Annotated in this window: 29 protein-coding genes, 2 tRNA genes and 2 pseudogenes; 8 read left to right on the plus strand and 25 right to left on the minus strand. The window is 60.1% G+C overall.

The genetic code is table 11. The features are described 5' to 3' along the window. Window positions 1-8: 8 nt before the first annotated feature. The 6 genes from V8P77_RS06190 to V8P77_RS06215 form a co-directional block, all read right to left on the minus strand. Complete coding sequence (locus tag V8P77_RS06190) at window positions 9-1,274, minus strand: glycerate kinase type-2 family protein (RefSeq protein WP_335911275.1); 1,266 nt, start codon at window positions 1,272-1,274, stop codon at window positions 9-11. Between the two features lie 139 nt (window positions 1,275-1,413). Then, on the minus strand, window positions 1,414-2,811 hold the full coding sequence (locus V8P77_RS06195; RefSeq protein ID WP_335911276.1) for a M20/M25/M40 family metallo-hydrolase: 1,398 nt from the start codon (window positions 2,809-2,811) through the stop codon (window positions 1,414-1,416). A gap of 17 nt (window positions 2,812-2,828) precedes the next feature. Further along, window positions 2,829-3,887 (minus strand): ABC transporter ATP-binding protein, encoded by a 1,059-nt coding sequence (locus V8P77_RS06200; protein ID WP_335911277.1) that lies wholly within the window; start codon window positions 3,885-3,887, stop codon window positions 2,829-2,831. 7 nt (window positions 3,888-3,894) lie between these two features. After that, the gene (locus V8P77_RS06205; RefSeq protein ID WP_065279702.1) at window positions 3,895-4,686 is read right to left on the minus strand and encodes an ABC transporter permease; all 792 of its coding nucleotides are present in this window, start codon (window positions 4,684-4,686) and stop codon (window positions 3,895-3,897) included. Next, window positions 4,683-5,507: an ABC transporter permease gene (locus V8P77_RS06210; protein WP_335911278.1), complete on the minus strand. Its 825-nt coding sequence runs from the start codon at window positions 5,505-5,507 to the stop codon at window positions 4,683-4,685. The genes V8P77_RS06205 and V8P77_RS06210 overlap by 4 nt, the downstream gene beginning before the upstream one ends. Before the next feature lie 103 nt (window positions 5,508-5,610). Further along, the gene (locus V8P77_RS06215; RefSeq protein WP_335911279.1) at window positions 5,611-6,651 is read right to left on the minus strand and encodes an ABC transporter substrate-binding protein; all 1,041 of its coding nucleotides are present in this window, start codon (window positions 6,649-6,651) and stop codon (window positions 5,611-5,613) included. 225 nt (window positions 6,652-6,876) lie between these two features. Between V8P77_RS06215 and V8P77_RS06220 the strand changes: the two genes are divergently transcribed. Further along, window positions 6,877-8,802, plus strand: coding sequence for an adenine deaminase (locus V8P77_RS06220; RefSeq protein ID WP_335911280.1), 1,926 nt, complete (start codon window positions 6,877-6,879; stop codon window positions 8,800-8,802). A gap of 109 nt (window positions 8,803-8,911) precedes the next feature. Beyond that, a complete protein-coding gene (locus tag V8P77_RS06225) occupies window positions 8,912-9,211 on the plus strand; it encodes a DUF6074 family protein (RefSeq protein ID WP_003538909.1) in 300 nt (99 codons plus the stop codon). 226 nt (window positions 9,212-9,437) lie between these two features. On the opposite strand, the gene V8P77_RS06230 is transcribed toward V8P77_RS06225, so the two are convergent. The 11 genes from V8P77_RS06230 to V8P77_RS06280 all read right to left on the minus strand — a co-directional run bounded on the left by V8P77_RS06230 (window position 9,438) and on the right by V8P77_RS06280 (window position 19,608). Further along, window positions 9,438-9,944: a hypothetical protein gene (locus V8P77_RS06230; protein ID WP_335911281.1), complete on the minus strand. Its 507-nt coding sequence runs from the start codon at window positions 9,942-9,944 to the stop codon at window positions 9,438-9,440. Continuing rightward, window positions 9,941-10,561: a hypothetical protein gene (locus V8P77_RS06235; protein ID WP_335911282.1), complete on the minus strand. Its 621-nt coding sequence runs from the start codon at window positions 10,559-10,561 to the stop codon at window positions 9,941-9,943. The genes V8P77_RS06230 and V8P77_RS06235 overlap by 4 nt, the downstream gene beginning before the upstream one ends. Next, entirely contained in the window at window positions 10,558-11,175 is a 618-nt protein-coding gene (locus tag V8P77_RS06240; RefSeq protein ID WP_335911283.1) for a hypothetical protein, read from the minus strand. The genes V8P77_RS06235 and V8P77_RS06240 overlap by 4 nt, the downstream gene beginning before the upstream one ends. Continuing rightward, entirely contained in the window at window positions 11,172-11,930 is a 759-nt protein-coding gene (locus V8P77_RS06245; protein WP_335911284.1) for an ABC transporter ATP-binding protein, read from the minus strand. The genes V8P77_RS06240 and V8P77_RS06245 overlap by 4 nt, the downstream gene beginning before the upstream one ends. Continuing rightward, window positions 11,927-12,991 carry a FecCD family ABC transporter permease gene (locus V8P77_RS06250; RefSeq protein WP_335911285.1) on the minus strand — a complete coding sequence of 355 codons (1,065 nt, stop codon included), beginning with the start codon at window positions 12,989-12,991 and terminating at the stop codon, window positions 11,927-11,929. Before V8P77_RS06250 ends, V8P77_RS06245 begins: the two co-directional genes overlap by 4 nt. 3 nt (window positions 12,992-12,994) lie before the next feature. Continuing rightward, window positions 12,995-14,122: an ABC transporter substrate-binding protein gene (locus V8P77_RS06255; protein WP_335911286.1), complete on the minus strand. Its 1,128-nt coding sequence runs from the start codon at window positions 14,120-14,122 to the stop codon at window positions 12,995-12,997. Window positions 14,123-14,178: 56 nt separating this feature from the next. Further along, window positions 14,179-15,270 carry an extracellular catalytic domain type 1 short-chain-length polyhydroxyalkanoate depolymerase gene (locus V8P77_RS06260; protein ID WP_335911535.1) on the minus strand — a complete coding sequence of 364 codons (1,092 nt, stop codon included), beginning with the start codon at window positions 15,268-15,270 and terminating at the stop codon, window positions 14,179-14,181. A 307-nt stretch (window positions 15,271-15,577) separates the two neighbouring features. Further along, window positions 15,578-17,695: a catalase gene (katE, locus tag V8P77_RS06265; protein WP_335911287.1), complete on the minus strand. Its 2,118-nt coding sequence runs from the start codon at window positions 17,693-17,695 to the stop codon at window positions 15,578-15,580. A 195-nt stretch (window positions 17,696-17,890) separates the two neighbouring features. Continuing rightward, complete coding sequence (locus tag V8P77_RS06270) at window positions 17,891-18,811, minus strand: hypothetical protein (RefSeq protein WP_335911288.1); 921 nt, start codon at window positions 18,809-18,811, stop codon at window positions 17,891-17,893. 294 nt (window positions 18,812-19,105) lie between these two features. Beyond that, window positions 19,106-19,375, minus strand: coding sequence for a hypothetical protein (locus tag V8P77_RS06275; protein ID WP_335911289.1), 270 nt, complete (start codon window positions 19,373-19,375; stop codon window positions 19,106-19,108). Next, the gene (locus tag V8P77_RS06280; protein WP_335911290.1) at window positions 19,372-19,608 is read right to left on the minus strand and encodes a hypothetical protein; all 237 of its coding nucleotides are present in this window, start codon (window positions 19,606-19,608) and stop codon (window positions 19,372-19,374) included. Before V8P77_RS06280 ends, V8P77_RS06275 begins: the two co-directional genes overlap by 4 nt. A 310-nt stretch (window positions 19,609-19,918) precedes the next feature. Here V8P77_RS06280 and V8P77_RS06285 point away from each other — a divergent pair, with 310 nt between their 5' ends. Further along, entirely contained in the window at window positions 19,919-20,098 is a 180-nt protein-coding gene (locus V8P77_RS06285; RefSeq protein ID WP_335911291.1) for a hypothetical protein, read from the plus strand. A gap of 220 nt (window positions 20,099-20,318) precedes the next feature. Here V8P77_RS06285 and V8P77_RS06290 read toward each other — a convergent pair whose 3' ends face one another. From V8P77_RS06290 to V8P77_RS06300, 3 genes are all read right to left on the minus strand, one after another. Further along, a complete protein-coding gene (locus tag V8P77_RS06290; RefSeq protein ID WP_335911292.1) occupies window positions 20,319-20,522 on the minus strand; it encodes a hypothetical protein in 204 nt (67 codons plus the stop codon). Window positions 20,523-20,765: 243 nt separating this feature from the next. Beyond that, a complete protein-coding gene (locus V8P77_RS06295) occupies window positions 20,766-21,020 on the minus strand; it encodes a hypothetical protein (protein WP_335911293.1) in 255 nt (84 codons plus the stop codon). Between the two features lie 198 nt (window positions 21,021-21,218). Continuing rightward, window positions 21,219-21,293 (minus strand) — tRNA-Asn (locus tag V8P77_RS06300). A 117-nt stretch (window positions 21,294-21,410) separates the two neighbouring features. Between V8P77_RS06300 and V8P77_RS06305 the strand changes: the two genes are divergently transcribed. Continuing rightward, complete coding sequence (locus V8P77_RS06305; protein WP_025394316.1) at window positions 21,411-21,728, plus strand: membrane protein; 318 nt, start codon at window positions 21,411-21,413, stop codon at window positions 21,726-21,728. A 96-nt stretch (window positions 21,729-21,824) separates the two neighbouring features. Further along, the gene (locus V8P77_RS06310; protein WP_335911294.1) at window positions 21,825-22,163 is read left to right on the plus strand and encodes a hypothetical protein; all 339 of its coding nucleotides are present in this window, start codon (window positions 21,825-21,827) and stop codon (window positions 22,161-22,163) included. On the opposite strand, the gene V8P77_RS06315 is transcribed toward V8P77_RS06310, so the two are convergent. Next, window positions 22,160-22,498 carry a KTSC domain-containing protein gene (locus tag V8P77_RS06315; protein ID WP_335911295.1) on the minus strand — a complete coding sequence of 113 codons (339 nt, stop codon included), beginning with the start codon at window positions 22,496-22,498 and terminating at the stop codon, window positions 22,160-22,162. The genes V8P77_RS06310 and V8P77_RS06315 overlap by 4 nt on opposite strands. A 262-nt stretch (window positions 22,499-22,760) precedes the next feature. Here V8P77_RS06315 and V8P77_RS06320 point away from each other — a divergent pair. Further along, window positions 22,761-22,834: transfer RNA gene (locus V8P77_RS06320), tRNA-Cys, on the plus strand. Window positions 22,835-23,078: 244 nt separating this feature from the next. On the opposite strand, the gene V8P77_RS06325 is transcribed toward V8P77_RS06320, so the two are convergent. Next, window positions 23,079-23,429: a site-specific integrase gene (locus V8P77_RS06325; RefSeq protein ID WP_335911296.1), complete on the minus strand. Its 351-nt coding sequence runs from the start codon at window positions 23,427-23,429 to the stop codon at window positions 23,079-23,081. 288 nt (window positions 23,430-23,717) lie between these two features. On the opposite strand from V8P77_RS06325, the pseudogene V8P77_RS06330 reads away from it, so the two are divergent. Beyond that, window positions 23,718-23,876, plus strand: a pseudogene (locus V8P77_RS06330) (ATP dependent DNA ligase); the annotation flags it as partial. Window positions 23,877-23,879: 3 nt separating this feature from the next. Here V8P77_RS06330 and V8P77_RS06335 read toward each other — a convergent pair. Together V8P77_RS06335 and V8P77_RS06340 are read right to left on the minus strand one after the other, a co-directional pair. Continuing rightward, window positions 23,880-24,194: a hypothetical protein gene (locus V8P77_RS06335; protein WP_335911297.1), complete on the minus strand. Its 315-nt coding sequence runs from the start codon at window positions 24,192-24,194 to the stop codon at window positions 23,880-23,882. Between the two features lie 306 nt (window positions 24,195-24,500). Further along, window positions 24,501-24,803: pseudogene (locus V8P77_RS06340) on the minus strand (hypothetical protein). Window positions 24,804-25,281: 478 nt separating this feature from the next. Between V8P77_RS06340 and V8P77_RS06345 the strand changes: the two are divergent. Further along, window positions 25,282-25,947, plus strand: coding sequence for a protein-L-isoaspartate O-methyltransferase family protein (locus tag V8P77_RS06345; RefSeq protein ID WP_335911298.1), 666 nt, complete (start codon window positions 25,282-25,284; stop codon window positions 25,945-25,947). On the opposite strand, the gene V8P77_RS06350 is transcribed toward V8P77_RS06345, so the two are convergent. After that, window positions 25,901-26,143, minus strand: coding sequence for a hypothetical protein (locus tag V8P77_RS06350; protein ID WP_335911299.1), 243 nt, complete (start codon window positions 26,141-26,143; stop codon window positions 25,901-25,903). The genes V8P77_RS06345 and V8P77_RS06350 overlap by 47 nt on opposite strands. Between the last annotated feature and the right edge of the window lie 26 nt (window positions 26,144-26,169).

Raw genomic sequence — 26,169 nt, forward strand, 5'->3', positions numbered from 1 at the left:
AAATTGCTCTAACGGATCAGGATCGCCCTGAAATCATTGACGTTGGTTCCGGTCGGGCCGGTTTCGAAGAGATCGCTGGTGGCCGCAAAGCCCGAATAGCTGTTATTGCCGTCGAGCAGCCGGCGTGGATCGAGCCCGGCGGCGCGCAGGCGCCTCACCGTGCCGCCATCGGCAAAGGCGCCGGCATTATCCTCCGAGCCGTCGATCCCGTCCGTGTCGGCAGCGAGGACATGAATGCCCTCCTGTCCGTCGATCGCAAGCGCCATGGCGAGCGCGAATTCGCCGTTGCGTCCGCCCTTGCCACCTTTGGCTCTCAGCGTCACCGTCGTCTCGCCGCCGGAAAGGACGACGACCGGCTTGGAAAACGGCCTGTTCCGGCCCCACACCTCGCGGGCGATCGCCGCATGCACCAGCGCCACGTCGCGCGATTCCCCCTCGATCGCATCTGAAAGGATCGCCGGCTCGATCCCCTGCGAATTTGCCAGGGCGGCAGCCGCCTCCAGCGAAACGCCGGCGGAGGCGATGATATGATGCGCGTGCCGCAAGAAGACCGGATCGTCCGGCCGCGGTGCATCGGCCTTCGGCGAGTTCAGATGGTCGAGTGCTGCCTGCGGCAGCTGCAATCCGTATTGCCTGATGATCTCGAGCGCATCGTGCCGTGTCGAACCATCAGGCACTGTCGGCCCGGAGGCGACATGAGCCGGGTTGTCGCCGGGAATGTCGGAGACGATCAGACTGACGACCCTCGCTTTGGTCGCTGCCGCAAGTCTGCCGCCCTTGATGGTGGAGAGATGCTTGCGCACGACATTCATCGCCGAAATCGGCGCGCCCGAGGCAAGCAGCATTTCGTTGAGTGCGATTTCGTCTTCAAGGGTCAGCCCCTCCGGCGGGGCGGGCAGCAGCGCCGAGCCGCCGCCGCAGATCAGCGCGATCACCAGATCGTCTTCCGTCAGCCCGTTCACCGTCTCCATCAGCCGCCTTGCAGCAATAAGCCCGGCGGTATCGGGCACCGGATGCGCTGCCTCGAGGATCTCGATACCGCGTGTCTCGCAGCCATAGCCGTAACGGGTGACCACCACACCTTCGAGCGGTCCGTCCCAGACGCTTTCGAGCGCTCGCGCCATCTGCGCCGCGCCCTTGCCGGCGCCGATCACCACGGTCCTTCCCTTCGGCCTTTCAGGCAGATGCGCCTTGATGCCGGTCAGCGGATCGGCGGCGCGAACCGCCGCGTCGAACAGGCTTTTCAGGAAATCGCGGGGAGCGGTTATCGTCATCGGTGGTCTCTGCTGCCTCGGTATCGATGGTGGGTGATGTGGGGCGCTTGCTGCCCCATAGCCTACTGCATAATGCAGCAATTCAAAGTGTTACAGCCTCCTTTGCGGCTCTCGAATAGCTGCGCGCTGTAGGCTCGCGCTAGTCGGCGAGTGCCGCCAGGATGCGAACCCAGGATCGTATACCTTTATGAAAGCTGGAGAGATCGTATTTTTCGTTCGGGCTGTGGACGCGGTTGTCGAAGCGGGCGAAGCCGACCAGGAGGGCATCGCATCCGAGCCGCTGTTTGAATTCGCCGATGATGGGGATCGAGCCGCCCGTGCCGGCAAGGGCAGCTTCGCGTTGCCATTCCGTCGAAAGCGCCTGAAGCGTCCTGGTGAGAAACGGACTGTCGATCGGCATAACCGTTGCCGGCGAAAGCCCGTAATCCCTGAAGCTGACCGAACAATCCCGAGGGATGCGTGCGCGCACGTGCCGCTGAAAGGCATCGCGGATCGCCTGGGGATCCTGTCCTTCCACCAGGCGAAACGATATCTTGGCGCTTGCCTTCGCCGGAATGACCGTCTTGAAGCCTTCGCCTGTATAGCCGCCGCTCATGCCATTGATCTCGCAGCTCGGCCGCGCCCAGATCTGTTCGAGGACGGAACGTCCTGTCTCACCGGCCGGATCTCTGAGGCCAATATCGCCGAGAAAGGCCTCCTCGTCGAAGGGCAGCCTTTTCCACAGCGCCTTGGTGGCGTCCGGGAGCTCTTTCACGCCATCATAAAAACCCTCGACCGCGACGCCGCCGTCGGCGCGCCGCAGGCTCGAAACGACGTCCGACAACACCTGCAGCGGATTGCGCGCGGCATTGCCGAACATGCCGGAATGCAGGTCTTGATCGGCGCAGGTGACCTCGATTTCCGTACTGAAGATACCGCGCAGCATCGTCGTGACGGCAGGCGTTTCGCGATCCCACATATCCGTGTCGCAGACGAAAACCGCATCGGCCTTCAACTCGTCCGCCGTGGCATCCAGAAAGGGTGCGAGGCTCGGGCTGCCGGCCTCTTCCTCGCCTTCGAACAGCATACTCACCTGCACCGGCAGATTTCCGGCGACGCTCTTCCAGGCGCGGCAGGCTTCGACGAAGGTCATCAATTGTCCCTTGTCGTCGGACGCGCCGCGCGCGACGATCGCGGTATCGCCGTTCGGCAAGGCTTCCATGCGCGGCTCGAACGGATCGCTCGTCCACAGCGCCAGCGGATCGACCGGCTGGACATCGTAATGGCCGTAAAACAGCAGATGCGGTCCGGACACCGCTTTTTCATGGGCGACGACCATCGGATTGCCGGTCGTTTTGCGCACCGATGCTTCGAAGCCGATGGCAGCCAGATCCCGGCTCAGCCATTCGGCAGCGGTGCGGCAGTGATCGCGATAGGCCGGGTCGGTCGAGACGCTCGGAATGCGGATCAGCTCGAAAAGCCGCGCCAGGCTGCCATCGAGGCTTTGGTCCACATGGGCAAGAACGGCATCGATGTGCTGATTGTTGGAACTGGTCATCGTTTCTCCTCAGCGGCTCAATCTTCCGGGTCGAGAATGCAGCATTGCTCGGCCACAGGAGACAGCACGGCGGACGCCCCTGTTTCCAGCGGATCGGACAACGCCCCATTGGCGGTGATCTCTCCCGCTGGTGTCATGCATTTGTACTGATAGGCCCGGCCGAGATAGGTGCGCGTGCCGAGCACGGTCGCGATGCCAACACCGTCACGGCTGACCGCAAGACCGTCTGCGCGGCAGGCCAGGACGAAGTCGTCCTTGATCGGCCCGAATGTTTCCTGTGACAGCTGCAGCCGCGCTCCACCCGTTGTTTCGGCGGTCACAAGCGCGCCGTTGCGCGCGGTCACCTTCATGCGGATCAGGTTCTCGAATCCGACGAAACGGGCGACGAAAGCGTTGGCCGGCTGGCGATAGAGCACCTCTGGCGCGTCGAGCTGCATGATGCGCCCGGCATTCATGATCGCCACTCTGTCGGAGATCGAGAACGCCTCCTCCTGGTCGTGGGTGACGTAGAGCGACGTCGTGCCATTCGCGCGCTGCAGCTGCCTGATTTCGACGCGCATGTCGATCCTGAGCTTTGCATCTAGGTTGGAAAGCGGCTCGTCGAACATCAGCAGCGGCGGCTCGATGACCAAGGCCCGGGCGAGAGCCACGCGCTGTTTCTGGCCGCCCGAGAGCGCCGAAGGCAAGCGGTCAGCGAGGGCGTAAAGGCCGACGCGTTCCAGCATGGCCATCGTTCTTTTCGTCCGTTCCGGCTGGGGAATACGACGCTGCCTGAGCCCGAAGGCGACGTTGTCCTGCACGCTCAGATGCGGAAAAAGCGCGTAGTTCTGAAAAACCAGGCCGATGTCGCGCGCATGCGCGGGAAGTCCGGTCAGGTCGCGCTCGCCGAGCTTGATGCTGCCGCTGCTCGGCTGCAAAAAGCCGGCCACGAGGCGCAATGTCGTCGTCTTGCCGCAGCCGCTGGAGCCGAGCAGGGACACCAGTTCCCCGGCCATGATTGAGATCGACAGGTCTTTGAGCACCTGGGTGCTGCCGTAATGGGCGGAGATGGAATCGATGGTGAGGGATACGGTCAAGAGCGTTCTACTTTGTCAGGAAGGTGAGGCCGAGCGTGGCCTCGACGACGGCCATGACGCCGACTGTCACGAACATCAGCAGCACCGAGACCGATGCGATCGTCGGATCGAAGAACTGTTCCATATGCGCAAGGATCTGGATCGGCAGCGTCGAGATGCCCGGCCCGGTCAGGAAGACCGAAACCGACACGTCGTTGATCGAAGTGATGAAGGCGAGGATGAAGGCGGCAATGACCCCGGCGCGGATATTCGGCAGGACCACGGTCAGGAAGGTTTTCAGCGGCGGGCAACCTAGGCTGATCGCCGCCTCTTCGACGGAAAAATCGAAGGCCGCCAGGCTGGCGCCGACGACACGCACTGAATAGGGCAGGATCAGCAGGGCATGGCCGACCAGCAGGCTGATGAAGATTGGAAGCCCGAGGCCGATCGTCACCGATTTCATCAGCGAGAATCCGAAGACGATCTCCGGCACCAGAATCGGCAGGACGAAGATGGTGGACAGCCAGCGCGGCAATTCCACCCGATAGCGATTGATCGCATAGGCCGCCGGGACGCCGATCAGCAGGGAGAGCGCCGTGCCGAGAAAGGCGACCTGCAGGCTGGTGATCGCGGTCGTGCGGAAGGCCTCGATCTGGAAGATATTGACGAACCACCGCAATGTCAGGCCCTGTGGCGGGAAGGTCAGATAGGTCGTGTCGCTGACGGCCGCACCGATAATGATGACGAGCGGTGCGAGCAGGAAGAAGAAAACGCAGGCCGCAAAGGCGGCGAGGATCGGGTGAACGCGCCTGTCCATCACACCGCCATCGGATTGAGCCGGCGTGCGATGCGGCTCATGATCAGGACCACGCCCAGCGTCAGCACCACCATGATGGCGGCGATCGTCGATGCGCCGACCCAATCGAAAGTCACCATGGCGCGCTGGTAGAGGAAGGTCCCCATCATCATCTGCTTTTCTCCGCCGAGCAGTTGCGGTGTCGCATAGGAGGTGAAGCTGCCGGTGAAGACCAGGACCGCGCCGACGATGAGGCCGGGTGTCGCAAGCGGCAGGATCACCTGAAGGAATGTCATCAGCGGTCTCGCGCCGAGCGAGGCTGAGGCATCGATCAGATCGCGCGGGATGCCTTCAAGCACCCCGACGAGTGTCAGGATCATCAGGGGAACGAAGAGATAAACCATGGCGACGATCACCGCACCTTCGGTATAGAGCATCGAAAGCGGCTCGCTGAGGATGCCGGTCGAGATGAGCATGGCGTTCAGGATGCCGTTCTTCCCGAGAATGATCAGCCATGCGAAGGATCGGACGACGACACCCGTCAGCAGCGGAAAAACCGCTGCGACGATCATGATGCTCTTTGCGCGACCGGGCATCTGCGCGATCACATAGGCCGTGATGAAACCCACGGTGAGTGAAATCGCCGTCGTGATCAGGGCGATCTCCAGCGTCCGATAAAGAACCGCCCGGCGAAAGCCGCTGCTGAAGAATGTTACATAGGGCGCAAAAACGCCCTTCGGTTCCGTAAACGTCGCCGCGATGGTGATGGCGACGGGAACGATGAGAAGCACAACGACGGCAATCGTCGCCGGCATCGTCAACACCCATCTGGCAAAAGGCTTCATCTCGAAACTCGTCGCATGTCCGAATGTTCAGAGCGCCGCATCTTGGGTCCGGATGTGCGGCGCTTCAATGTCTGGCGGCGAATCGGCCGGGATATCGCCCAGCTTATTGACCAAAGACTTCGTTCCAGCGATCGATCCAGTCGGCCTTGGCAGCGTTCATCTTGGCATAGTCGATGCGGGTGAGGCCTGCCACCATATCCGGGCCATAGGTCCAGATCTTCGCCTGGTCCGGCGTCAGGCTGACCTTGGTCGAGATCGGCGCATCGACGCCTTGTTCGGCTTCAGCCTGCTGGACGTCCTTTGACAGGATGAAGTTGATGAACTGATGCGCGAGTTCGACATTTTCCGAACCCTTCGGGATGTTTACGGTGTTCAGCGTGGCGATATCGCCGTCTGTGAGCTTTGCCCATGTCATCGTCGGAACGGCCGCCTGCATCGATGCCAGGGTAAAATCCTGGGCCAGCGCAACGCGCACTTCGCCTGTTGATATCAGGTTCACCAGCTCCGAGCCGGTGTTGTAGTTCTTGACGACATTGGGCTTGAGTGCCTCGATTTCGGAGAAGGCCTTGTCGGTGTCCTCATAGGCATCTGCGCCGCCATGCTTGCCGGCTTCCAGAACGACCAGCGGGCCGGCAGTGGTGGTGATGCCGGGCAGGGAGACGGAGCTTTTCAAATCGTCGCGCCACAGGTCGCCCCAGGCAGTGATCGGCGGATTGACCTTGGCGGAATCATAGACGATGCCGACGCGACCGATCGTGTAGGCGGGGCCGTATTTGCCTTGAGGCGCCTTGCCCAGCTCGTAGATATCCGCGAGGTTGGGGATCTTCGACGGATCGATCTCCTGGAACAATCCCTGTTCGATGCCGAGCTGCGAGAAGCTGTCGGTGAGATAGATGACATCGACGCCCTTGCCATCGCGCAATTTCAGCTTGTTGAGCCGGTCGGCATTGTTGCCGGTTTCGAACACGATCTCGCAGCCGCAGATCTTCTTGAACGGCGTGATGATGTTCGCATTCATCTTCTCGCCGTTATAGCCCCACCAGGAGATGGTCAGCGTCTTCGATTGCGCATGTGCCGCAGCGGTGCTGCCGACGGAGGCAAGCAGCGCAAGAGACAGGATTTGGGCAAAACGTCTGGCCTTCATGAGCAATGTCCTTCTGTGAAAAGCGGCGTTGGCAATCGGGATCGTACCCCCCACGATTTGAGGGATACTATTTTTTGATCGATCGGGCCGCAAGCTCAATAATTGGGCAAATACGCTCTTGTGCGGAGAATTTTCCGGGACCGGACCATCAGCTAACTCCCGGTTGATGGCGTCTGGTCATCGCTCACAAAACGTGTGGTTCATCAGCGCTTTACACATCCGGGCATGGTCTCTACGGTCCGGCGGTTGCAGCTTCTCACGGGCATTCCATTCATGGCCACTTCGCGCACTGTTCTTCCTGATGATCTGCTGATCAACGCGTCCGACGAGGTTCTGACACGGCAGGATCTCGTGCTGACGGCGCTCGGACGCCGGCCCGCCGACAGGTTGTTGCGCGTGGGCAGGTTGCTCGATGTCCATTCGAGGACGTGGCTTGACGATCAGGAGATCGTCATCAAGGGCCGCCGTATCGCCTATGTCGGCCCCGCAGGCAGTTACGCAGGCGAAGTGAGCGAGCGGTTCTCCGAGCCCGATCTTGCGGCCGTGCCGGGCTTCGGCGAGGCGCACAAACATATCGAAAGCTCCCATCTGACGCCGGAATGGGAGGCGGCTCTGGTGATGCCGCATGGCGTGACCTGGACATGCGAGGCGAGCCACGAATTTTCCAATGTCAACGGCGCCCGCAATCTGGAATTCTGGCTGGAAGCGCGCCGGCGCGGATCGCCGATGAAAATCTTTCCCCTGCCTGGCTCCGCCGTCCCGCCGACCGCCTATGAATGGGGTGGCGGCTGGTTCGGCTACGACGAACAGAAAGCCTTCCTTTCCGAAAGCCTGATGGTCGCCGGGCTCGATGAGGTCATGGACTGGCCGTCCATATCCGATCCCGGCAATCCTTCCTACGATCGGCTGTGGGGCATGATCGGCGCGACCTTCGAGCAGCGCGGCGTGGTCGAAGGCCACGGTGCCGGACTGCGCGACATGGCCTCGATCAATGCCTTTGCCGCGGCAGGTCTCGCCTCCGATCACGAAGGCTGGTTTCTCGATGAGATCTGGCAGAAGCTCCTCCACGGCCTTTTCATCGAGCTCAGGCCGCATTCCCTGCCGGAGGTCATCCGCGGCCTGATCGACAAGGGGCTGACGGACTGGTCGCAGATCGCCCTGGTGACCGACGACCGCAGCGCCTCGGACACACTGAAAATCGGTGCGACCGACCACAATGTCCGGCTCGCCATTGAAAACGGCCTTGCACCGGAGACCGCCATCCAGTGCGTCACCCTCAATCCGGCACGCCATATGCGGCTGACGCCGTGGGTCGGATCGATCGCGCCGGGCCGCTTCGCCGATTTCGTTCTTCTTGGCGACGTCGCCAGCCTGTCGATCGAAAAAGTGTGGGCCGACGGGAGGCCTGTGTCCGAGGGTGCGACATTCATTGGCGTGCGTCCTGAAATCGATTGGCCGCAATGGGCGACGCGGACCGTGAAAATAGACAGGACGGTCACGGCTGACGATTTCCGCATCGAGGCGCCGCCGAACCGGACCACGGTCAACGCAGCACTTTTGCGGCCGTTTCACTGGCACGACGATTTCATCACCATGGAATTGCCGGTGGAAGAGGGCGCCGTGCAGCGGGATCCCGCGTGCAATGTCACCAAATTCTCGATTGTTGACCGGTTTTCCGGAGAGGCCAAGGTCTCCAGGATGTTCTGGCTCGGCACCGGACCGCGCACGCCGGAGACGGCGCTCGCCTCCACGCTCGGGCACGACAAGCACAATATCTGGACGGTCGGCTCATCCGACGAGGCGATGGCGATATCAGTCAATGCCCTGAACGAGCAGCAGGGCGGCTGGGTGCTGGTATCCGCCGGCAAGATTCTCGCCCGCGTCCGCTACGAGGTCGGCGGCCTGATGACGGCGCGTTCGGCCGAAGTGCTCGATGCGGAGATGCAGGCTCTTTATGCCGCCGGCGCCGGGATCGACTGGATCTACGAGCCGACCTTTTCGCCTCGATGGTGGCCGGGCTTTCCCGAGCGTCTGTCGTTTGCGACGCTGACCTGCTCGCCCTGGCGCTGGGTCCTGGTCGCGCCGTCGAGGCTGGCGCCGGAGGGGTTCGTGAACGTGCTCACCGGCAAAACCCATCCGATTGTCTGGTGACATTGCGGCCCGCTAAATTTCCACCTGATTGATCTTCTTACTGCAGCAAATAGAAAGCATTAACCATAGTCCCGTAGACAACGAACAGGATCAAAGGAACCTGTGTTCGATGGCTACTGAAATGACCCGCCGGCCTGCCGGCGCCAATGAAGGCAAGATTATTGCCTTTCCCGCTGGAACCGGAACTGCCAATGTCGAGCGCTGCGCTCGCGAACTCGGCCGGCGGCACGGCGCAGATGCGATAGAATTCTGGAAGGCCGAATGCCGCAGGCTTGCTGATCAGCTTCTGGCGGCAGGGATGCCGGAGAGCGATGTCGGTCAGCGGGTGCTGCAGTTTCAGCAAGATGTCCAGAGCGAACTGGTCTTCAGCCACCAAAACGGACCACTGCCCAAGTCTCAAAACCGATAGCGCCGATCTTCGGGCAGGTCTGCCCGATCTGGCCGAAAACCGCGCTACCGAACTCTTCTTTCCGATCGTGGTCGATCTGTAAGATTTATAGCTTCACTAGAACAGGATGATTTTAGGCCGGGTCGGCCTAAAATCTGAATCCCTTTCTAAATTATATAGTTATAGCATGATGTTGCCCAAAACCGCTCACACTTTTCGGCATCATGCTCTAGGGAGAGTGGTCGTCCTATCCCTCTTCGTAAACCGCCTCCGGCGGCAGCGCCAGCAGCCGGTCCGCCATCTCCTGCTTTAGCCAGGCGAGACGCTCCTCTTCCTGGGATGTTCGGTCGGGCTTGCGAGCGAGCATGATGAATTCCTCGCGGACATGGCCGTCGCGCAGTTGCAAGGTGACGGTGCGGCCGCGATAGCTGAGCTCGAAGACGTAGCGGGCAAGGATGTCGCCGCGCTCCGGCCGGTCGAGCGAGGGATCGACGCTATAGCGCCCTTCCGTCAATGCGCGCGTCACCATTTCGAAAGCGTCACGCCCGCCCGGACCGCGAAAGGCCGTGCGGACCGAGATTTCGCGGCGCTCCGGCGGTCCGTCGGCGCTGAGCAGCGGAAAGGCGCGTTCCATCACCTTGAAGGCATGGGCGACACCGCCGGGAAAACCATAGCCGTGATAATGCATGATGTCGGCGAAGCCGTAGGCAAGCGGCTTGCCGTCTTCGAGCACTTCGATCTTCGTTTCGTTCATTCCGATTTTTCCTTGTCCAATTCTTTGCGCATCCAGGGAAGGAAACCATCCAGGAAGCGCGTCGTCGCTGGCATGAAATGCGATCCGTGGTGGAAGCAGGGGTCGAGACTGGTGATCACCATGCGCCCCGCCGTCGTGACCTCGTCTACATAGAGGATCGGCTTGCCTTCCTCGTTCACTGCCAGAACCTCGGCGCCCTCGGGTGGGTCGAACCAGCCATGAAGGTGCCAGGCCAGGTCGTCCTGCCCGAGATGTTCGAACAGCGAATGGCCGGGTGCTGAGATCCTGACGCCGAGATCGGCGCCCTCGGTCAGCCACCACCACCAGTTTGTCGGTTGCGGTGTGAAATGGATCGCCGGCAGAAACGTTTCCCATACCGTCTCGCCGGTCGCAACGATCGTGCCGCCCTGGTCGAGGTAGCCTCGCAGCTGCGCTGCATGCGGCGCCATCCGATCCGCCGGCGTCCGGCAGGGAATGAACAGCACCTGGTAGTCGCTGAGTTCCACCGAGGGCAAATCCTCCGGGCGCATCAGCCTGTCGAAATAATGCCGGTAACTCGGCGCTTCCAGCGTCTCGATGTGGTAGTAGGCGCCGGGATGGATCGCGAGCACGCTCATCGGTTCAACTTCCCCTCCAGCCAGGCGATAACACGGTCGGCCAACTTCTTCTTGATGTCGGGATCGTCTCCGCAACCCCAGAACTCGTTTCCGGCATGCGACAATACTTCTCCGCCTGCCGGCCGAGCCCAGATCCAGTCGATGGGAACGGCAGCCGGTCCCAACGTATTGATCGCAACGGCGCCCGATGGCATCGGGTTGTGTCCGCGGCCGTAGAAACCGGCGACGCCACGGTTCGTTTCCAGCATCCTCTGGTCGATGCCGGTAAAGACCGGATGATCGAAGCGCCGAGCTTGCACGAAGTCGGCTCTTTTCGGCTGCGGCATGGGAATATAGGTGCCGAGTTCCGGCAGAATCGGCCGAAGCATGTGGCCGTTGAAGATCCACCGGCCGCCTCGGTCGAGGAAGGAAGCCACCGCCGGCGCGTATCTGACGAAGCCGACCTGATCGAGATGGATCGTGGTGATGAGGCCGCTTACCGCGGCGAAATGCGCCGCGGTCAGCTCCATCTCGCGTACGGTGATCAGCTTGCCCTGCATGGTTGCCTCGGCGAAAGCCGGCGGGGTCATGCTGAAAGGGTCTTGATAATGCGACTGGATCAGAAGGATGCTCATGCGGCGCGAATTCCTGCAAAGGCCGGCAGAACCGCCTGATGTCTATCGCCTGTCGGGCCGATAAGCTCGATCACCCGCATCGGGACACCGTAGAGCCGTTCGAGATGTTCCGGCGTGATCGTCTCCGCGACCGGACCGAACAGCGATTGACCATCCGGCATCATCAGCAGCGCATCGTCGGCGGCGGCAAGCGCATGGTTCGGATCATGCGTCGTGAAGGCGATCGCCTTGTCGCGCGGTTCGCGCAGGCTTTTGAGCAGGTTCAGCAGCCGCTCCTGGTTGTGAAGGTCGAGTGCCGCCGCCGGCTCGTCGAGGACGATCGCCTCCGACCCGGTGGCGAGCGCTCGCGCCAGAAGCACGAGCTGCCGTTCACCGCCGGAAAGCCGGTCGAAGAAATGATCGGCAAAGCGGACCGCTCCCGCCCGCTCGAGCGCGGCATGGGCAATCTCGAAATCGGAAGGTCCCGGTTGCCCGAACAGGCCGAGATGCGCTGCCCGCCCCATGACGGCGACATCGATGGCGCGGTAGCGCTGGTTGCTGCTTCCTGTCTGCGGGACATACCCGACGATGGCTGGCGCGACACGGCTGCCCGCGTCCAGCTGCTGAAAGCCGAGCATGGCTTTCAGTGTCGTCGTCTTGCCGCGGCCGTTGGGACCGAGAATGGCGAGCGAACGCCCGACGGGAACCGAGAAACTCAGGCGGTCGAGGATGGTGCGCGCCCCGAACCTGACGACCGCATCCGTCAATCCAATCATGATCCGGTCCTTTCGCGATAGTGATGGCGCAGCAGAGCCGCAAAGATCGGCGCGCCGACAAGGGCGGTGATGACGCCGAGCGGGATTTCCGCCGCCGTCGCGGTGCGGGCGAGGGTGTCGATGCAGACCATGAAGCCTGCGCCGAGCACGGCGGCTGCCGGCAGCAGCGTACGGTGATCATGGCCGACCAGCAGGCGGGCGGCGTGGGGAATGACGATGCCGATCCAGCCGATGATGCCGGAGACCGCGACCTGGCTGCCGACGATGACGGCGATGAGGCAGAAGACCAGCCATCTCTCGCGCGTCGTATTTGCGCCGAGGCTGCGGGCTTCGGCTTCGTCGAGCGACAGGATGTTGAGCCGGAAGCGGAGCATCCACAGGAAGCAGCTTCCGAGGATGAGGCCTGGCGCTGCCACCAGCGTGCGCTCCCAAGTGGCCGTCGCAAAGGATCCCATCAGCCAGTAGACGATGGCGGGAAGGGATGTGTTGGGATCGGCAATGAACTGCAGCAGCGAAACAACAGCCGAGAACATCGAGCTGATAACCAACCCCGATAGGATCACGGTTACCGTTTCCGACCGGCCGTTGATGCGCGAGAGCAGCCCCACTAGGATGACGGCCACCATGCCGCAGAGGAACACCATGGCAATCAGCGGAAATCCCCAAATGCCGAGCATGATCGCCAGCGCGCCGCCGAAGGCGGCACCCTGGGAAATGCCCAGTATGTCGGGCGATACCAGCGGATTTCGAAACACGCCCTGAAGGCCGGCGCCCGAAATGGCAAGCCCGGCGCCGGCGAGTGCGGCAAGCACGACGCGCGGCGCACGCACCAGCAACACGATACGCTCGTCGATCCCGGCAAGCTCCCGTGACGGATCGCTGATCCCCTGCCAGATCAACTCCAACGCGCGTCCTGGCGGCACCGAGAAGCGCCCGACGCAGAGGCTGACGGTGAAGGCGACCACCAGCAACACCAGCAGCAAGGCAAAGACCAGCGTCTGCCTGGCGAGGTGAATCCGGTGGGCGGCGGGCGCCGTCTCGTCCTCAGTTATCGTCGCCATACGTCACTTCGCCTCGAACTGCGCGTAGTCGGCGGCGGCGCCCTGTTCCTTCAGCCAAAGGATATTGTCGATATCGCCATCGGTCAGGTCGTAATTGTAAAGCGTCTTGTAGGCCGTCTTCATTTCCGCGCGCAGATCGTATTTGAAGATCTCAGGATGGAGCAGGTTTGCCGTCCACATCCAGGACAACGGCGATTCCTGGCTCGGCGGATCCCAGCGATAGCCGCCGAGCGGCATCTTGTAGACCCGCTTGGATTTGGCGGCGTTGGTGAGAGAGAGAATCGGATCGTTATAGACCCAGTCGACATTCAGCTTTGCCTCGAATGCATTGAGGAAGATGACGTCGGGGTTCCACGCTGCGATCTGCTCCTTGTTTACCGAGACGGTGCCGTTGAGTTCGGCCGAGGCGTTTCTGCCGCCCGCAAGTTCGATGGACCAGGCATTGTAGTTGCCCTTGGTGCCGGAGGCGCTGATATCGGAGAGCGCACGGCCGAGGTAGAGAACGTTCGGCTTCTTGTCGTCGGGGATAGCAGTCACCTTGGCCCCGATATCCTTCTGAACGCGGTCGCGCCATTCCACCAGTTCGCCGATCCGCTCTGGCTTGCCGATCGCCTTCGAGGCCATGGACATATATTCGCGGGTCCGTTCCTCGGTGCCGTAGAGGATCAGCATCGTGGTGAGGCCGGCATTGGTGATCGGCGCGACGATATCGGCGCCGCGATCGCCCCATTGGATGACGAGGTCGGGATTGGCGGCTGTGAGCGCCTCGACATTCGGCACAAAATTCGGCGCGGTCACATCGGAGGGAATATCCTTGGCTTCGGGGAAGATCTTTCCGAGAATCCCTTCGACCACGGCGCTCTTTGCCGTCGGGTTCATGCCAATGAGCTTCCGGGTGCCGCCATCCAGCGCGATGACGGTGGAAGCCATGGGGATAACGATCGAGACGACACGTTCGGCAGCCTTTGCCAGCCGCACCTCGCGGTTCCCCTGATCCGTGAACACGATCTCTTCGGCAAAAGCTGCCGGTGCAAACAGCACGGCGGCAAGTGCAGCCGTCATGCGGCGGCGCGAAGGAGTTGCGATAAAAAGCGGAACCATGGTGTCTCCCGGTATGACGATGAGCGCCATTCCTATTCCGCGTGTTTATTCTTGTCTACAAATCTCCACTTTAATTAGCAACATGACTACCGCATTAGCCCAGCGGATCGGAGGGCATCTTCAATGACCTTCTGAATGCCGCCACGGTCGCTGCCCGCGCCGAATGGACCTGCGACGTTTTCCGGTTGCGCAGCCGAGGGTTTCGCGTTGCGCCGTTTTTCAAATGAGGGAACCAAACCCCAGGACCTGGCAATTTCGACGGTCGAGGAAATTCCGACGTCAAGCATGAAGGGGGCGCTTGTCCCGTAGCCGGTGCCGACATCGAGAGGCGTGCCGTGATCCATACCGGCAATCGTATAGAGCTCGATCGCCTCGCCACCGTCAGCATCGGTCCACACTCTTCGCTGATGTCGTCCGATATCTTCGACGCGCGCCGGCAATGCGTCGACGCCGTGGACATGTCTCCATTGCTCGACGATCGTATTTGCGTTGGATGGCACGACGGTTCTGTCTGCGCTTCCCTGCCAGATCGATAGTGTCGGCCACGGTCCTTTGTGCTCTGAAGCATTTCTCAACCGCTGTTGAAGCTCTTTGCCGGTCGGGCCGCGGTGGCCGCGCATTCGGTCGAACGCCTCGGGAATGGTAGCGGCACTGGCATATGGCAGGCCCGCGATGATTGCGCCGCCCGCAAAAACGTCGGGATAGGTGGCGAGCATGGCAGCGGCCATGGCGCCGCCCGCCGAAAGCCCGGTCACGAACACGCGCCTGCCGTCGATATCGTGATCCGCAACCACCTTTGCGATCATCTGACGAATGGAAAAGACCTCGCCGTGATCCCGGCGGATGTCCTCCGGGTTAAACCAATTGAAGCAGAGGTTTGGGTTGTTTGCCGGCCGTTGCTCGGGAAACAGCAGCGCGAAGCCATAGTCCTCGGCCATGCGCGACCACCCGGACCCGATATCATAGCCGGCGGCGGTCTGGGTGCAGCCATGCAGGACCACGACCAGGGCCATGTTCTTCCCGCGCCTTGACGGCAGATAGATATAGCCTCCCAAAGCACCCGGGTTTGAGCCAAACGTTTCCAATGCGACAAGATCAGGGTTGCTCTGCGTGGCTTGGGCGCGAAGGGTTCCTCGCAGCGCAGCAAGGCGTGCGAGAGTGTCCGACATAGATCTCATGAAAGCCTCCGCCAATCAGCAGCCGGGATGGCGGTGATGCTGAACTAAACGCGTCAATCTACGAAAAGGTTGCTGCAGTGCACAATGATTTATTTTTTGGAGTAACCGTTTCTGAGCGCGGCTTGGGGCAAACCAGCTAATTTATTCGGATATCTTATTTTCTTTGGCCGGCAGGGAGAACATGTCTGCGGGTACATCGGAGCAGCTTCCATCACCTGCGTTGGATAATAGGGCGGCATACGACATAAAACCCGGGTTTCCGCGGGTTTCGACTAGCCATTCTCGTGCGGACCTGACGGCGAGACGGTCAATTCAATTTGACCGATGGCTCTCGACCCCAGACCCGCAGTTTGCCAAGCGTCTTGATAAAAGCCGGAACATCCTTCGCCGCTCCGAGCGCAATCACGCCCTCATCCAGGGAATCGGCAATTCCAGCCTTCTGCATCAGCGGCAGCGCTGTTTCCACATAGCCGATGAACTTGCAGTGTACGAACGCGTCCGCCACGAAATCGCGGGCCGTCGCCTCCTTTAGCAGGTCGCCGGTTCCCTCGGCGGAGGGGAGGAGTGCGACGGCGTCGTAAAGTACCGAAGGTCCGCCGTCGATCATCTGATGTGCTTCGATCCAATTGCCGTCCGAGAGTGTCACGCCGCCGATCTTTGGCGCGATCACTTCGAATGCGGCCTTCTGCTCGGTGATCTCGGCAAGCAGCGCCTTGAAGATAGCGGCATCGGTGCCATCGCTGACAAGCATGCCGAGCTTGCGTCCTTCGAACCGCTTCGGGCCGCGCTCTATGATGCTGAGCGCCGGCGACGGCTCAAGATCCTGCCGCGTCGGCATGGCCGCATCGGCAGGCTTCGGCATCGATTTGAAGCCGAGTGCGTGGCCGACCTTGCTGGCCAGCGTCTCATCGATATTCATCAGATGCGAGACCATACGCTCGCGAATGACTGGCGTTTCGACCTTGCTCAACTCGAAGATCAGCGCCGCGGCGATATGGCGTTGTTCCGGTGGAGTCTGACTGACGTAGAATTGCCGGGCCTGGCTGTAATGATCGGCAAAGCTTTCCGGCCGCAGCCGAACCTTGGCCCCCTGTTCTTCGGCAGGGAAGTGGCGGTAGCCCTGAACCGGCGATTCCCGCGGCCCCTCATTCCACGAGTTCGGTTGGTAATTGACGCGGCCGACGGGATTGCGCATCGCCATATGGCCATCCTGCTGGAAATTGTGGAAGGGACACTTCGGTGCATTGATCGGCAGATGCGTGAAATTCGGACCGCCCAGACGTTTCAGCTGCGTGTCGAGATAGGAGAAATTCCGTCCCTGCAGCAGTGGATCGTTGCTGAAGTCAATGCCGGGAGGAACATTCTGCGTCATGAAGGCGACCTGCTCGGTCTCTGCAAAAAAGTTGTCGGGCATTCGGTCGAGCACGAGACGGCCGATCGGTTTGACCGGAAGGATCTCCTCGGGAATGATCTTCGTCGGATCGAGGATGTCGAAGTCGAACGTGTCGGCGAAATCCTGATCGAAAAGCTGCACGCAGAGTTCCCATTCCGGAAAATTTCCCGACTGGATCGCCTGCCAGAGGTCGCGGCGGTGGAAATCCGGATCCGCACCATTGATTTTGACCGCCTCGTTCCAGGCGACGGATTGCAGGCCGAGTTTCGGTTTCCAGTGAAATTTGACGAAGGTCGAGTCGTCAGTCGCGTTGACGAAGCGGAAGGTGTGCACGCCGAAACCCTCCATGAAACGAAACGATCGCGGAATGGCGCGGTCCGACATCACCCACATGATCATGTGCATGCTTTCGGGCGTGAGGCTGATGAAGTCCCAGAAATTGTCATGCGCCGACTGCGCCTGCGGAAATTCCTTGTCGGGCTCCGGCTTTACGGAATGGATGACGTCGGGAAACTTGATCGCGTCTTGAATGAAGAAGACCGGGATATTGTTGCCGACGAGGTCCCAATTCCCCTGCTGCGTATAGATCTTGACCGCGAAACCACGCACGTCGCGCGCCAGATCGAAGGAACCCTTGCTACCGGCGACGGTCGAAAACCGAACGAAGGCCGGCGTCTTTTCGCCTGGCCGCTGGAAAAGATCGGCCCGGGTATAGGCGGCCAGCGATTCATATGTTTCGAAATAGCCATGGGCGCCGTAACCGCGCGCATGGACGACCCGCTCTGGGATGCGCTCGTGATCGAAATGAAAGATCTTCTCGCGGAAGTGGAAATCGTCGATGAGAGCCGGGCCGCGGGCGCCGAGACGAAGCGTGTTTTGATCGTCGGAAACGGGGCCACCTTGCGCTGTGGTCAGCATCGGCTTGCCGTCTTCGGCAAACTGATGAAGCTCACCGCCTGCACCCCGGTGCAGTTTCTGATCATGGATCGTTGCGTTGTCCGCGGGCGAGATTTTGGACGTCTTCTTGGCCATCTATTTACTCCGGTAAAGGTTTCGACCTAACCGAAGCTCCACTACGGCCACATGTTCCGCTCGATGCGAAATAAACCGCCACTTGGGAAAGAGGCCGGGGCGGACGATAGTCCAACAAGAGCAGAGCCTCGGAGGGGCGCCAGATAAAATAGGACGCGTGGCCCTTCGGCCCCGCGCCCTGGTTTCCGTCGGTTCTTAAATTCGAGGCGTGACGAGAAGGTCTTCCTCTTCGTCGCGTTGCGATCCGCCGAACGCTGCGGCGGCAGCGGCGATGAAAGCCCCGATCAGAAGCGACAACGCGCCGAGCAATGCCGTGGTGGAGGCCGCCTGGCGTGCCTCATCGGCGGCTTTCTGGGCGGCGACCTTGGCGTCGTCGATCCGCTTCAGCACGGTGTCGACGCGGGTGCGCGCATCGGCTTCGGAAAGACCGGTCCGCGCAGAGACGATGGTGGCAAGATAGGCCTTGTCGTCATCGGGAATTTGGCCCTCAGCGGCGCCGTTGAGGAGGATGCGCGATACTTCCGCCGTTGCCGCGGCGTCATTCGACGTTGCCGCCGCGCGAGCTTGATCAGGACGTAGCAACGCGTCGGTAAAATAGGCAGTGGGCAGATCCATCGGCGACGCTGTCGACGATGCTGCTGCCGTGCCGGCGGCAGTGGCGGTCGAACCCACAGCTTGTGCGGCGGAACCCACCGCCTGTGCGCCTGCGCCGGCAAGCGAGGTCAGCGACGACGCCAGAAACCCGGCGACGAAGATCGTCGCCAGCGCCCAGCTGATGAAGCCATGCGCCGTATCGCGGAAGAACACCTCATCGGTGTGGACGGCCGCCCACTTCGTGCGCAGCCGGCCGGTGATGTAGCCTCCGAGCCCGGAGGACAGCCATTGCACGACAACCAGCCAGATCGCCGCCGTCACCCCGACCGTGCCGAGCGAACTGCTTTGCCCCGACCAGGGTGATACCATCGTCAACCCGACCCCGGATCCAAGGAGCAAAAGAATAAGGGTCACTCCGATAGCCGCAGCGGCGCCCCCGAAAATTGGCCCCCATGTCATGGCGGATTTGGAGGATTCGACCGGGGTAGCAATCTCCCCGGAACCTGTCATTGAAACCGACATGATCTGTTCCTATCGCATAAACAGAGCAAGAAGGATGATGATTGGAAGTGGAACACCAAGCAGCCAAAGCAGAATACCGCGACCCATGAGAGACCTCCTGTCAGAAACTGACGTTACGTGGTTGATGCCACTCAACTTTTATCCACGGCGTTTGTTCCCGAGCGGCTTCTATCTGGGTTGGTGCGCCCAAGATGGGACTGTTTCATCAGCGGGCCGAGCCGCTCGCGGGGGGGGGGGCCGGCTTCTCCCGCGCGGGTCCAGCCGAAACCGACACGATCTGGTGCGCAATCTCCTTCAATCGCGCGGCAGCTTCTGAAGTAACAGCACATTGTCGGACCGGTTGCCGCATCCTCGACATTTGAGGCGCCTGGCGAGCTTGGCGAGAGACAGGTCATGGCCGTAGCGCCGGGCAATTTCCTGCCGGTCGATAGATGTTTCGTGACGGCATCTGCGGCAACGAGCATGGATGATGTACCACCGCGGCAAGGTCGACAGCGTTTCCTTTTCGATTTCGACCGCATGGCTATCAGGTGGTGCGAGTTCAATACTGCGGCGATGTTTCATGCCCGTTCGACAGTCGGTGTCCATCCACGTGTCATGCCGCAGCTCATCCCTCTTTCCGCAAGGGCAAGCTGAAGCCGCAGGTGACGGCAATCCAGCAGCAATGTCGTAATGGCGGCGCGGATGTCCCCATCGTGAAAGGCGACAACTGCGTCGACTTCTCCTCTCGGCGCTTCTTCTGCCAGCTTTTCAGCTATCTGCGGACGCACGAGCTCGATCTCCTTCAGAGTTTCCACCGCAAGTTTTCGGATTTTGGCGGCGCTACGCCGATGTTCCCATTATGTTCCGTTCAGTTCGCGAGTCAAGAGAGGCCGAAGCGGAGTTTCCGTCGCTTTCGAACGGAAACAATCTCGAGAGCCTTGGTTGACGTTGCAGAGCTTACGGAGATCGCAAAGAGAATCTTGCGCGTTCGGAGCTAACCCCGACCGAGGAGCGCGCCTATATGTTGAGGCTCAAGATGATTTGGGAGCAGATGAGTTCCGGAAAATTTCTCCCAGGTTCCGAAAGGGAGAGGCTCTCATCATGTCGTAAACTGGAGAAAAATCGATGCACAGATTTCAGGCATTTGTAGCAGCCGCGGCAATCAGCCTTGCCACCATGACCTCGGCCTGCTCGACACCACCAAATTCATATGGCTCGGCATCAGGATATCAGCCGGGAGATTCAATGAACCCGGCCTGTGCGGATGGATTTCGACCCGGCGACGGCCGTTCATGCAGCTATTAGAGGCGGGCGTCTCATTGTCAGTACAAGCAGGCAGTGGCTGGACGCTTCAGCGCTCAGGTTCCTGGAGCGTAAAACCGGTGTCGCCCGCGAGACACCGGCGAGCTATTTCGCCGGCCGCCGGCCCGCAACATAAGCGCGCCGTCTGGTGATTTTATCGAGCATGCCTGCTCTCGTGGCTTGTTCGGTGCGCGATGGCGGAATCGTCCGTCGTGGACCTTTCCTATTTGTTTGCGCGGCCGCGCTGTTTGGGGTTTATGCCGCCAAATCGGTTGGAATCGTTGGCCACATCGCCTTCTTCAGTGTTCTGCCCGGCAATATCGTCGGCGCCCGTGTCACGATGCAGCCCCTTCGACTGTCCGATACCCGGATCTCGCTCGAGATCTGCGTCGGTAGGGCGAGTTGACTTGGGATGTTTGGAAGTCATGATTTTCCTCCGTTTCGTTGCCTGGATGCAAAACAGCGGCCGGCTGCGAGAGTTCCAGTGAAAGCGGAATTAAGCGGGCATATCGGGTGTTTTAATCAGAACACCTAGGGGCGGCAGATCGCCTCCAGAACAGCCTGCCTAAAGCGGCGCGGTCCCGCATTGTGTGCCGTTTAAGGTGACCTCATCTGGGTCAACGTTCGCGCGCGACTTTGGGAAGAGACCGAGGCCGAGGCACTGCCAGCGCTACCGTTTTTTCCGGAGGTCACCTGGCAAAGCGTCGATTAGTTGATGCACTTTTCCGGTGGCGAATGCGATGTCCTCGCGCGGCAGATGGACTGTTATCTCAATCTCTTCCCACCTGCCGCCATGGTCTTTTGCGAACCTGACGGCGGCTTCCAAAGAGGTGAATTGCACGGCCGGTGCCTTGGCGGTCCAGAACTGCACGCTGCAGTCCGCCGCACTGTAATCTAAAAATGCTTTTTCGGGATCTAGTGCCATGACGTTTGCTGTACACCGCCGGCAGTTTTTTGGCCAGCGGTTGCCTACCCGTCGTAAAAAGCGCGTTGTCCGTCAGCAGAATTTTAACACCGAAGCCACCACAAATGCGCTGTCGGCCAAAAGTCGATTTCAAAGGCGGGGAGGGGAAAGCGCCTGCATTCGGAGTTTTCAACGAAACAGGCGCTTAACTTTGAAAAATGGCTCCCCGGGCCGGATTCGAACCGGCGACCTGTCGATTAACAGTCGAATGCTCTACCGCTGAGCTACCAGGGATCACTGCTTGGCGCGGTGTGAGTGGGCTAATACAAACGCTTTCCCGATTTGCCAAGCGGTTTTTTCAAAAAAATGAAATGAACTTGTATTTGGGATGCCTGCGCCCATCTGTGGGGAATGACAAATGTGAATGATCGTGAGGAGACGAGAGGCGGCGAGAAGCGCAAGGCACGGGCAGTGCGCTTCGGCATCGATCATGCAAGCGGCAGGCTTGTGCTCGGCTCTTTCAGCATCGGCATGCCGCGCTCGCGCATCGCGCGGATGGCACTCGGCATGGCCCTCATTTTCTGCGGCGTGTTGGGTTTCCTGCCCATCCTCGGCTTCTGGATGCTGCCGCTCGGCTTCCTCGTGCTCTCGCACGATCTGCCGTTCGCGCGCCGGCTTCGGCGGCGGCTGGCGGTCTGGTGGCACAGGCGGCGAAAACCGGCTGGCTGATCGTCAAGGAGGGTGTGGAACTGTGGGGCGCTTTTCGCATTCGTGGTTTATAGAATGTAAAACGCAAAATTGCGTCACGATGGTTCAGGTGAGGAAATGAAAGTATCTTTTGTTGTCGTCCTGTCGGCAGCGGCGCTTCTCTCAGGCATTTCCGCCGAGGCCCAAGCCATCGACAGCCGCGGTTTCGACGCTCGCGGCATCTGTCGCCGTCCCGAAGGCTGCGTGGTCGACCACGGTCAGGGCGGCAGCTACAACGGGCCGCGCAACTATCGCAATTTCAACGGCCGGAACGAGCGTGATAGGAACGACCGCGAGCGGGACAATCGGCGCTACCGTTCTCAGAACAGGAGCGACAATTTCGACGCCGGAACCAGCCGCCTTGTCGCAGGCCCTGAGATTGGGCTGGGCGCGCAACTCATCCACTTTCCCGTCTAGTTAGATCTGAGTTCGCTTTCCTCGAAAGTCCCGCCACGGTCCTGGTCGAGACCGGTCGCCATCAACAAGCTACAGGCGGCAAGGAGCAGCACGAGCTTGACTGCGTAGGACGCAACGGAGACCGGTTGTCGATGCGCCTGCGATACGCGACACGGCGCTATATAATATTTGTAGTAGAAATGCGGATCATCCGTTTCCAGCAGGTTCTGGTAGACGTGCGGCGGAATATCCGCATGTTTCACCGGCGCAGAACCGGGAAATTTTACATAAAGATCCCGGGTTTCGGCATCATATGCGGCACGCACGCGCTTCGATTTGAGGGCAGCCCAATCCATCGCAAGCTCCTATACCCTCCCGGCCATAATTGAGGCCCGGACGAGGATCGAAGTCAAGTTAAGAATTTGTTTCAAATGCCATCATTGCCAGGAAATGGGGCATCGTTGCGGCCATGGAAATTCCAGCCTGCGCCCGCGCCGTTCCGGGATGGAAAAATGGCCTTCTCGGCAGCAGCGGAACGGCGTTTTTCCGAAATGCCCTCTTGCGATTTCCTTACGATCATTCTAAACGCTCGCCACAGCTCAGATAACGAGCGCGTGAGGCCTCGTGGCGGAGTGGTGACGCAGAGGACTGCAAATCCTTGTACCCCGGTTCAATTCCGGGCGAGGCCTCCAATATCTTCCCACCACATTGATAACCCATTGCGATACCCCGGTAATTTTCGAGGTGTGGCAGTTTGGACTTGAACCGTTCCGCCACACCAAAGGTGAGGTGTGGCAATGTGTTCCCGGTTTATTCATTCGCCACGTCGCTTTCTTCGGTCAGCGCGAGCAGTTTGGTACCGACGCCATCCCAGTTGATTCGTGCGACCGTTTGTCGCGCCAGGCGGGCGCCGTCGGCATTTCTTGTATAAATTTTTCATGTCTTTGCATCGCGCCAGCCGAACATCGCTTCGAGCATGCTGTCGGTCGCCTCGTTGTGCGCAACGTCTGTCGCCAAGCCTTTTCGGACGGAATGTGCCGTCAGATGACCGAGGCCGGCCTGGCGGAACCAATCCGAGATCCTGTTTCCCAGTCCCTTGATTGAGAACGGTTTGCCGAATTCGGTGACCAAATAGGTCATCGCCGTCACCTTGTGCATGGCGAGCACCGATTCGAGGATCGGATGAATGGCGATCTCGATATCGTAAGGTTTGCGATTGCTGTTCTTGAAAAGCCGCAGATTGAACATGTCCCTTGCGGCGGTGTTGCGGGCCGAGCTGCGAGACATCGGACTCGAAAACCGGTGAACATCAAAATGGCGACACCCAGAACGGCCTTGGAACGAATTCCGTGGTGCTCGATATATTGCGCGAGGGTCCTGGGGCGTCGCCGTCGCATACCCGTCGGTGTGCACTGCAAATGGGTTGACCAGTTTGCCGTCCTTCTTGGTGTCGAAGACCTGGCGGAGCACTTCAGGCGTTCATCGGCGGCGAAGGACGTTTCCTTCTTTCGGTCTCGAAGCACCTCGATATTGTTGTGATCCATGTAGGTGGAAAAGATTAAGGCGCTGGCACCGGAATACTCCGGCCGGCGCAAGGGTGTTGTCTGGATCAAGCCGACGTTGGTTGCTGAGATTGAATACCGGGCATGGACCCACGACGGAAAGCTGCGCCATGCATCCTATAAGGGGCTGCGCGAGGTGCAGGACAATCCTGCGGTTTATGAGATCGGCTAGCATTCAGCGGGTAAAGAGTGCCAGAAGGCGGGCTATGACGCTGAGCTTTACCGGGATGCCGATTGTTTTTTTGCCGAGCTTTGTAAGCCGCCAGCCGGTCACGTAGCTCCATCCGCCACCCGGACTATGAATGGCGACGAGACCGAGGTCGCATGCGCGATTTACAACGGTTTTGTCGTAATCCTCCCACTCCCCGTCAGTCATGAGACAGCAGAGATCCTCTTCCTTCGCCGTCATATAGAGAAGTTGAATAACTTCCTCGTCAGGTGACGCTATGGCAGCCGCAGAGGACATGCCTGCGCTATTTATTATGTTCATGAATTTCCCTCACCCCAAGTAATTAGCTACAGCCCATGCGAGTAATTCGCGCAAGCACTATTTCTGGACTTTTGTAATATTGGTTACCAAGTGCACAGTTGTTCAACAGGTGTCTAAGTGTGGCAGGGTGTGGCAGCCGCCATTGATTTCTAATGAGAAATATTTCAGCGGAGGTGGCGATAAGCTCGGTAACTGTTTGACTTCGCCCGCTTGCGCCCTTCCGGGCGAGGCCTCCAACATCTTCCACAAGACATAATCTGTGTGAAACGCTGCTGGTTCAGCGGTACGGCATTGGTGTTTTCGATGTTACCAGACCCGCTGGCCGGGCGAAAAATCGAACTGTAACGGATTGATTCCCGTGAGGCGGTAGAGCGCTCTCAGGCCGCGTTTGCGGATTTCCGCCTGATATTGCAGATCGCTCAATTCGGGCCTCTCATCGATATCGGGACCGGCGCCGAGCAGCCGCCGCATGCCTTGCGGCGAAATGCGGGTGAAGCTGCGAATGTCGCCGCTGCTGTATTTGATCAGCAGCAGTCAGGCATCGGCATTGTAGCGAAGCGCTTCTATGCCGCGTGATTTGATCATGAAGGTTTGCATGTGCACACCCATAGCGGAAGGTGAGCGCGCCGCAACAAAATGGTTGACGTAACGTTAATACGCGTGCGGCTGTCGAGGGCTGGACTTCAAAGGAAAAGAACGCATGTCAGACCCGTGCTCGCCGACATGCATTGCCGCGATGCGAGGATATCTCCGAGTGCGCTTCGGCGCCCTATCGCTTCCAAGTCGTTTCGCCGTCCAGCAGCCCGCAGCAGAATATGCCGATGAGCGCCGCGACGATGAAGAAATCGAACAGCGTGAAATATTCGAAAATCGCAGACATGGCCTGCTCCTCCTATTTCCTCCGTCGCAGATCATAACATGAAGGGGCAGAAGATTCCACGTTTGAGTTGTGGCGTCCCTCCTGCCCCTGTGGCGTGGAAGAGGCGCCTGCCGGATTCTTTTTGTCGGCGCCTGCCAAGCCTTGAAAGCATCCGTGGCGGGGATTAAGAGACGAGGGACAGGAACCGCTTTTCAAGAGCCAGAGGACATGATGGATTTCGAAGCAGCGCGCGCAAAGATGGTCGATACCCAGGTTCGCACGACGGACGTTACCTCGCATTCCGTGCTGACGGCGTTTCTCACGGTGCCGCGTGAGGCTTTCGTGCCGGAGAAGGCGAAGCTGCTGGCTTATATCGACAACGACGTCGAGATCTCCGCAGCCGCTCCGGGAAAGCCCGCCCGCTTCCTGATGGAAGCGTCGCCGCTCGCCAAGCTGCTGCAGTTGGCAGCGATCACCAAAGACGACTTCGTGCTCGAGATTGGCTGCGGTACGGGTTATACCTCGGCGCTTTTGTCGATCATTGCCGGCTCCGTCATCGCGCTCGAATGCGACGAGGCGCTGGCCACTGAAGCGAAGGCGCAGCTTGCCGGCTACGCCAAGGTCGAGGTCGTGACCGGCCCGCTCGAACAGGGCTACGCTGCCGGCGCTCCCTATGATCTGATCTTCATCAACGGCGCAGTCGAAGAGGTTCCGGCGGCCCTTCTCGGTCAATTGCGCGATGGTGGCCGTCTGATCACCGTCGAAGGTTACGGCAATGCCGCCCGCGCCAAGGTCTTCGTCGCCGAGCGCGGCGCCATTTCGGAAAACGTCTTCTTTAACGCCTCGGTCAAGCCGCTGCCGGGTTTCGCCAAGGCGCGCGAATTCGTTTTCTGATATCGTTCTTGTCGATGACATTCAGCAACGGGCGCCATTGGCGCCCGTTTTTTGTCAGCGCCGCTGCAAAGCCTTCACAAACATCATCTAGGCTGACGCCGCCACGGCGGATCGGACGGATGTTATGCGCTTCAACCTCGGTTTCATGGGATGCTTCCGCCGCAAAATCGCGACAGGTTTTGCGGGTGGCAAACATCCGGTAACAAAACTGTGCATGGCCGC

It is taken from the genome of Rhizobium aouanii (genome assembly GCF_037002925.1).
Classification (GTDB): domain Bacteria; phylum Pseudomonadota; class Alphaproteobacteria; order Rhizobiales; family Rhizobiaceae; genus Rhizobium; species Rhizobium aouanii.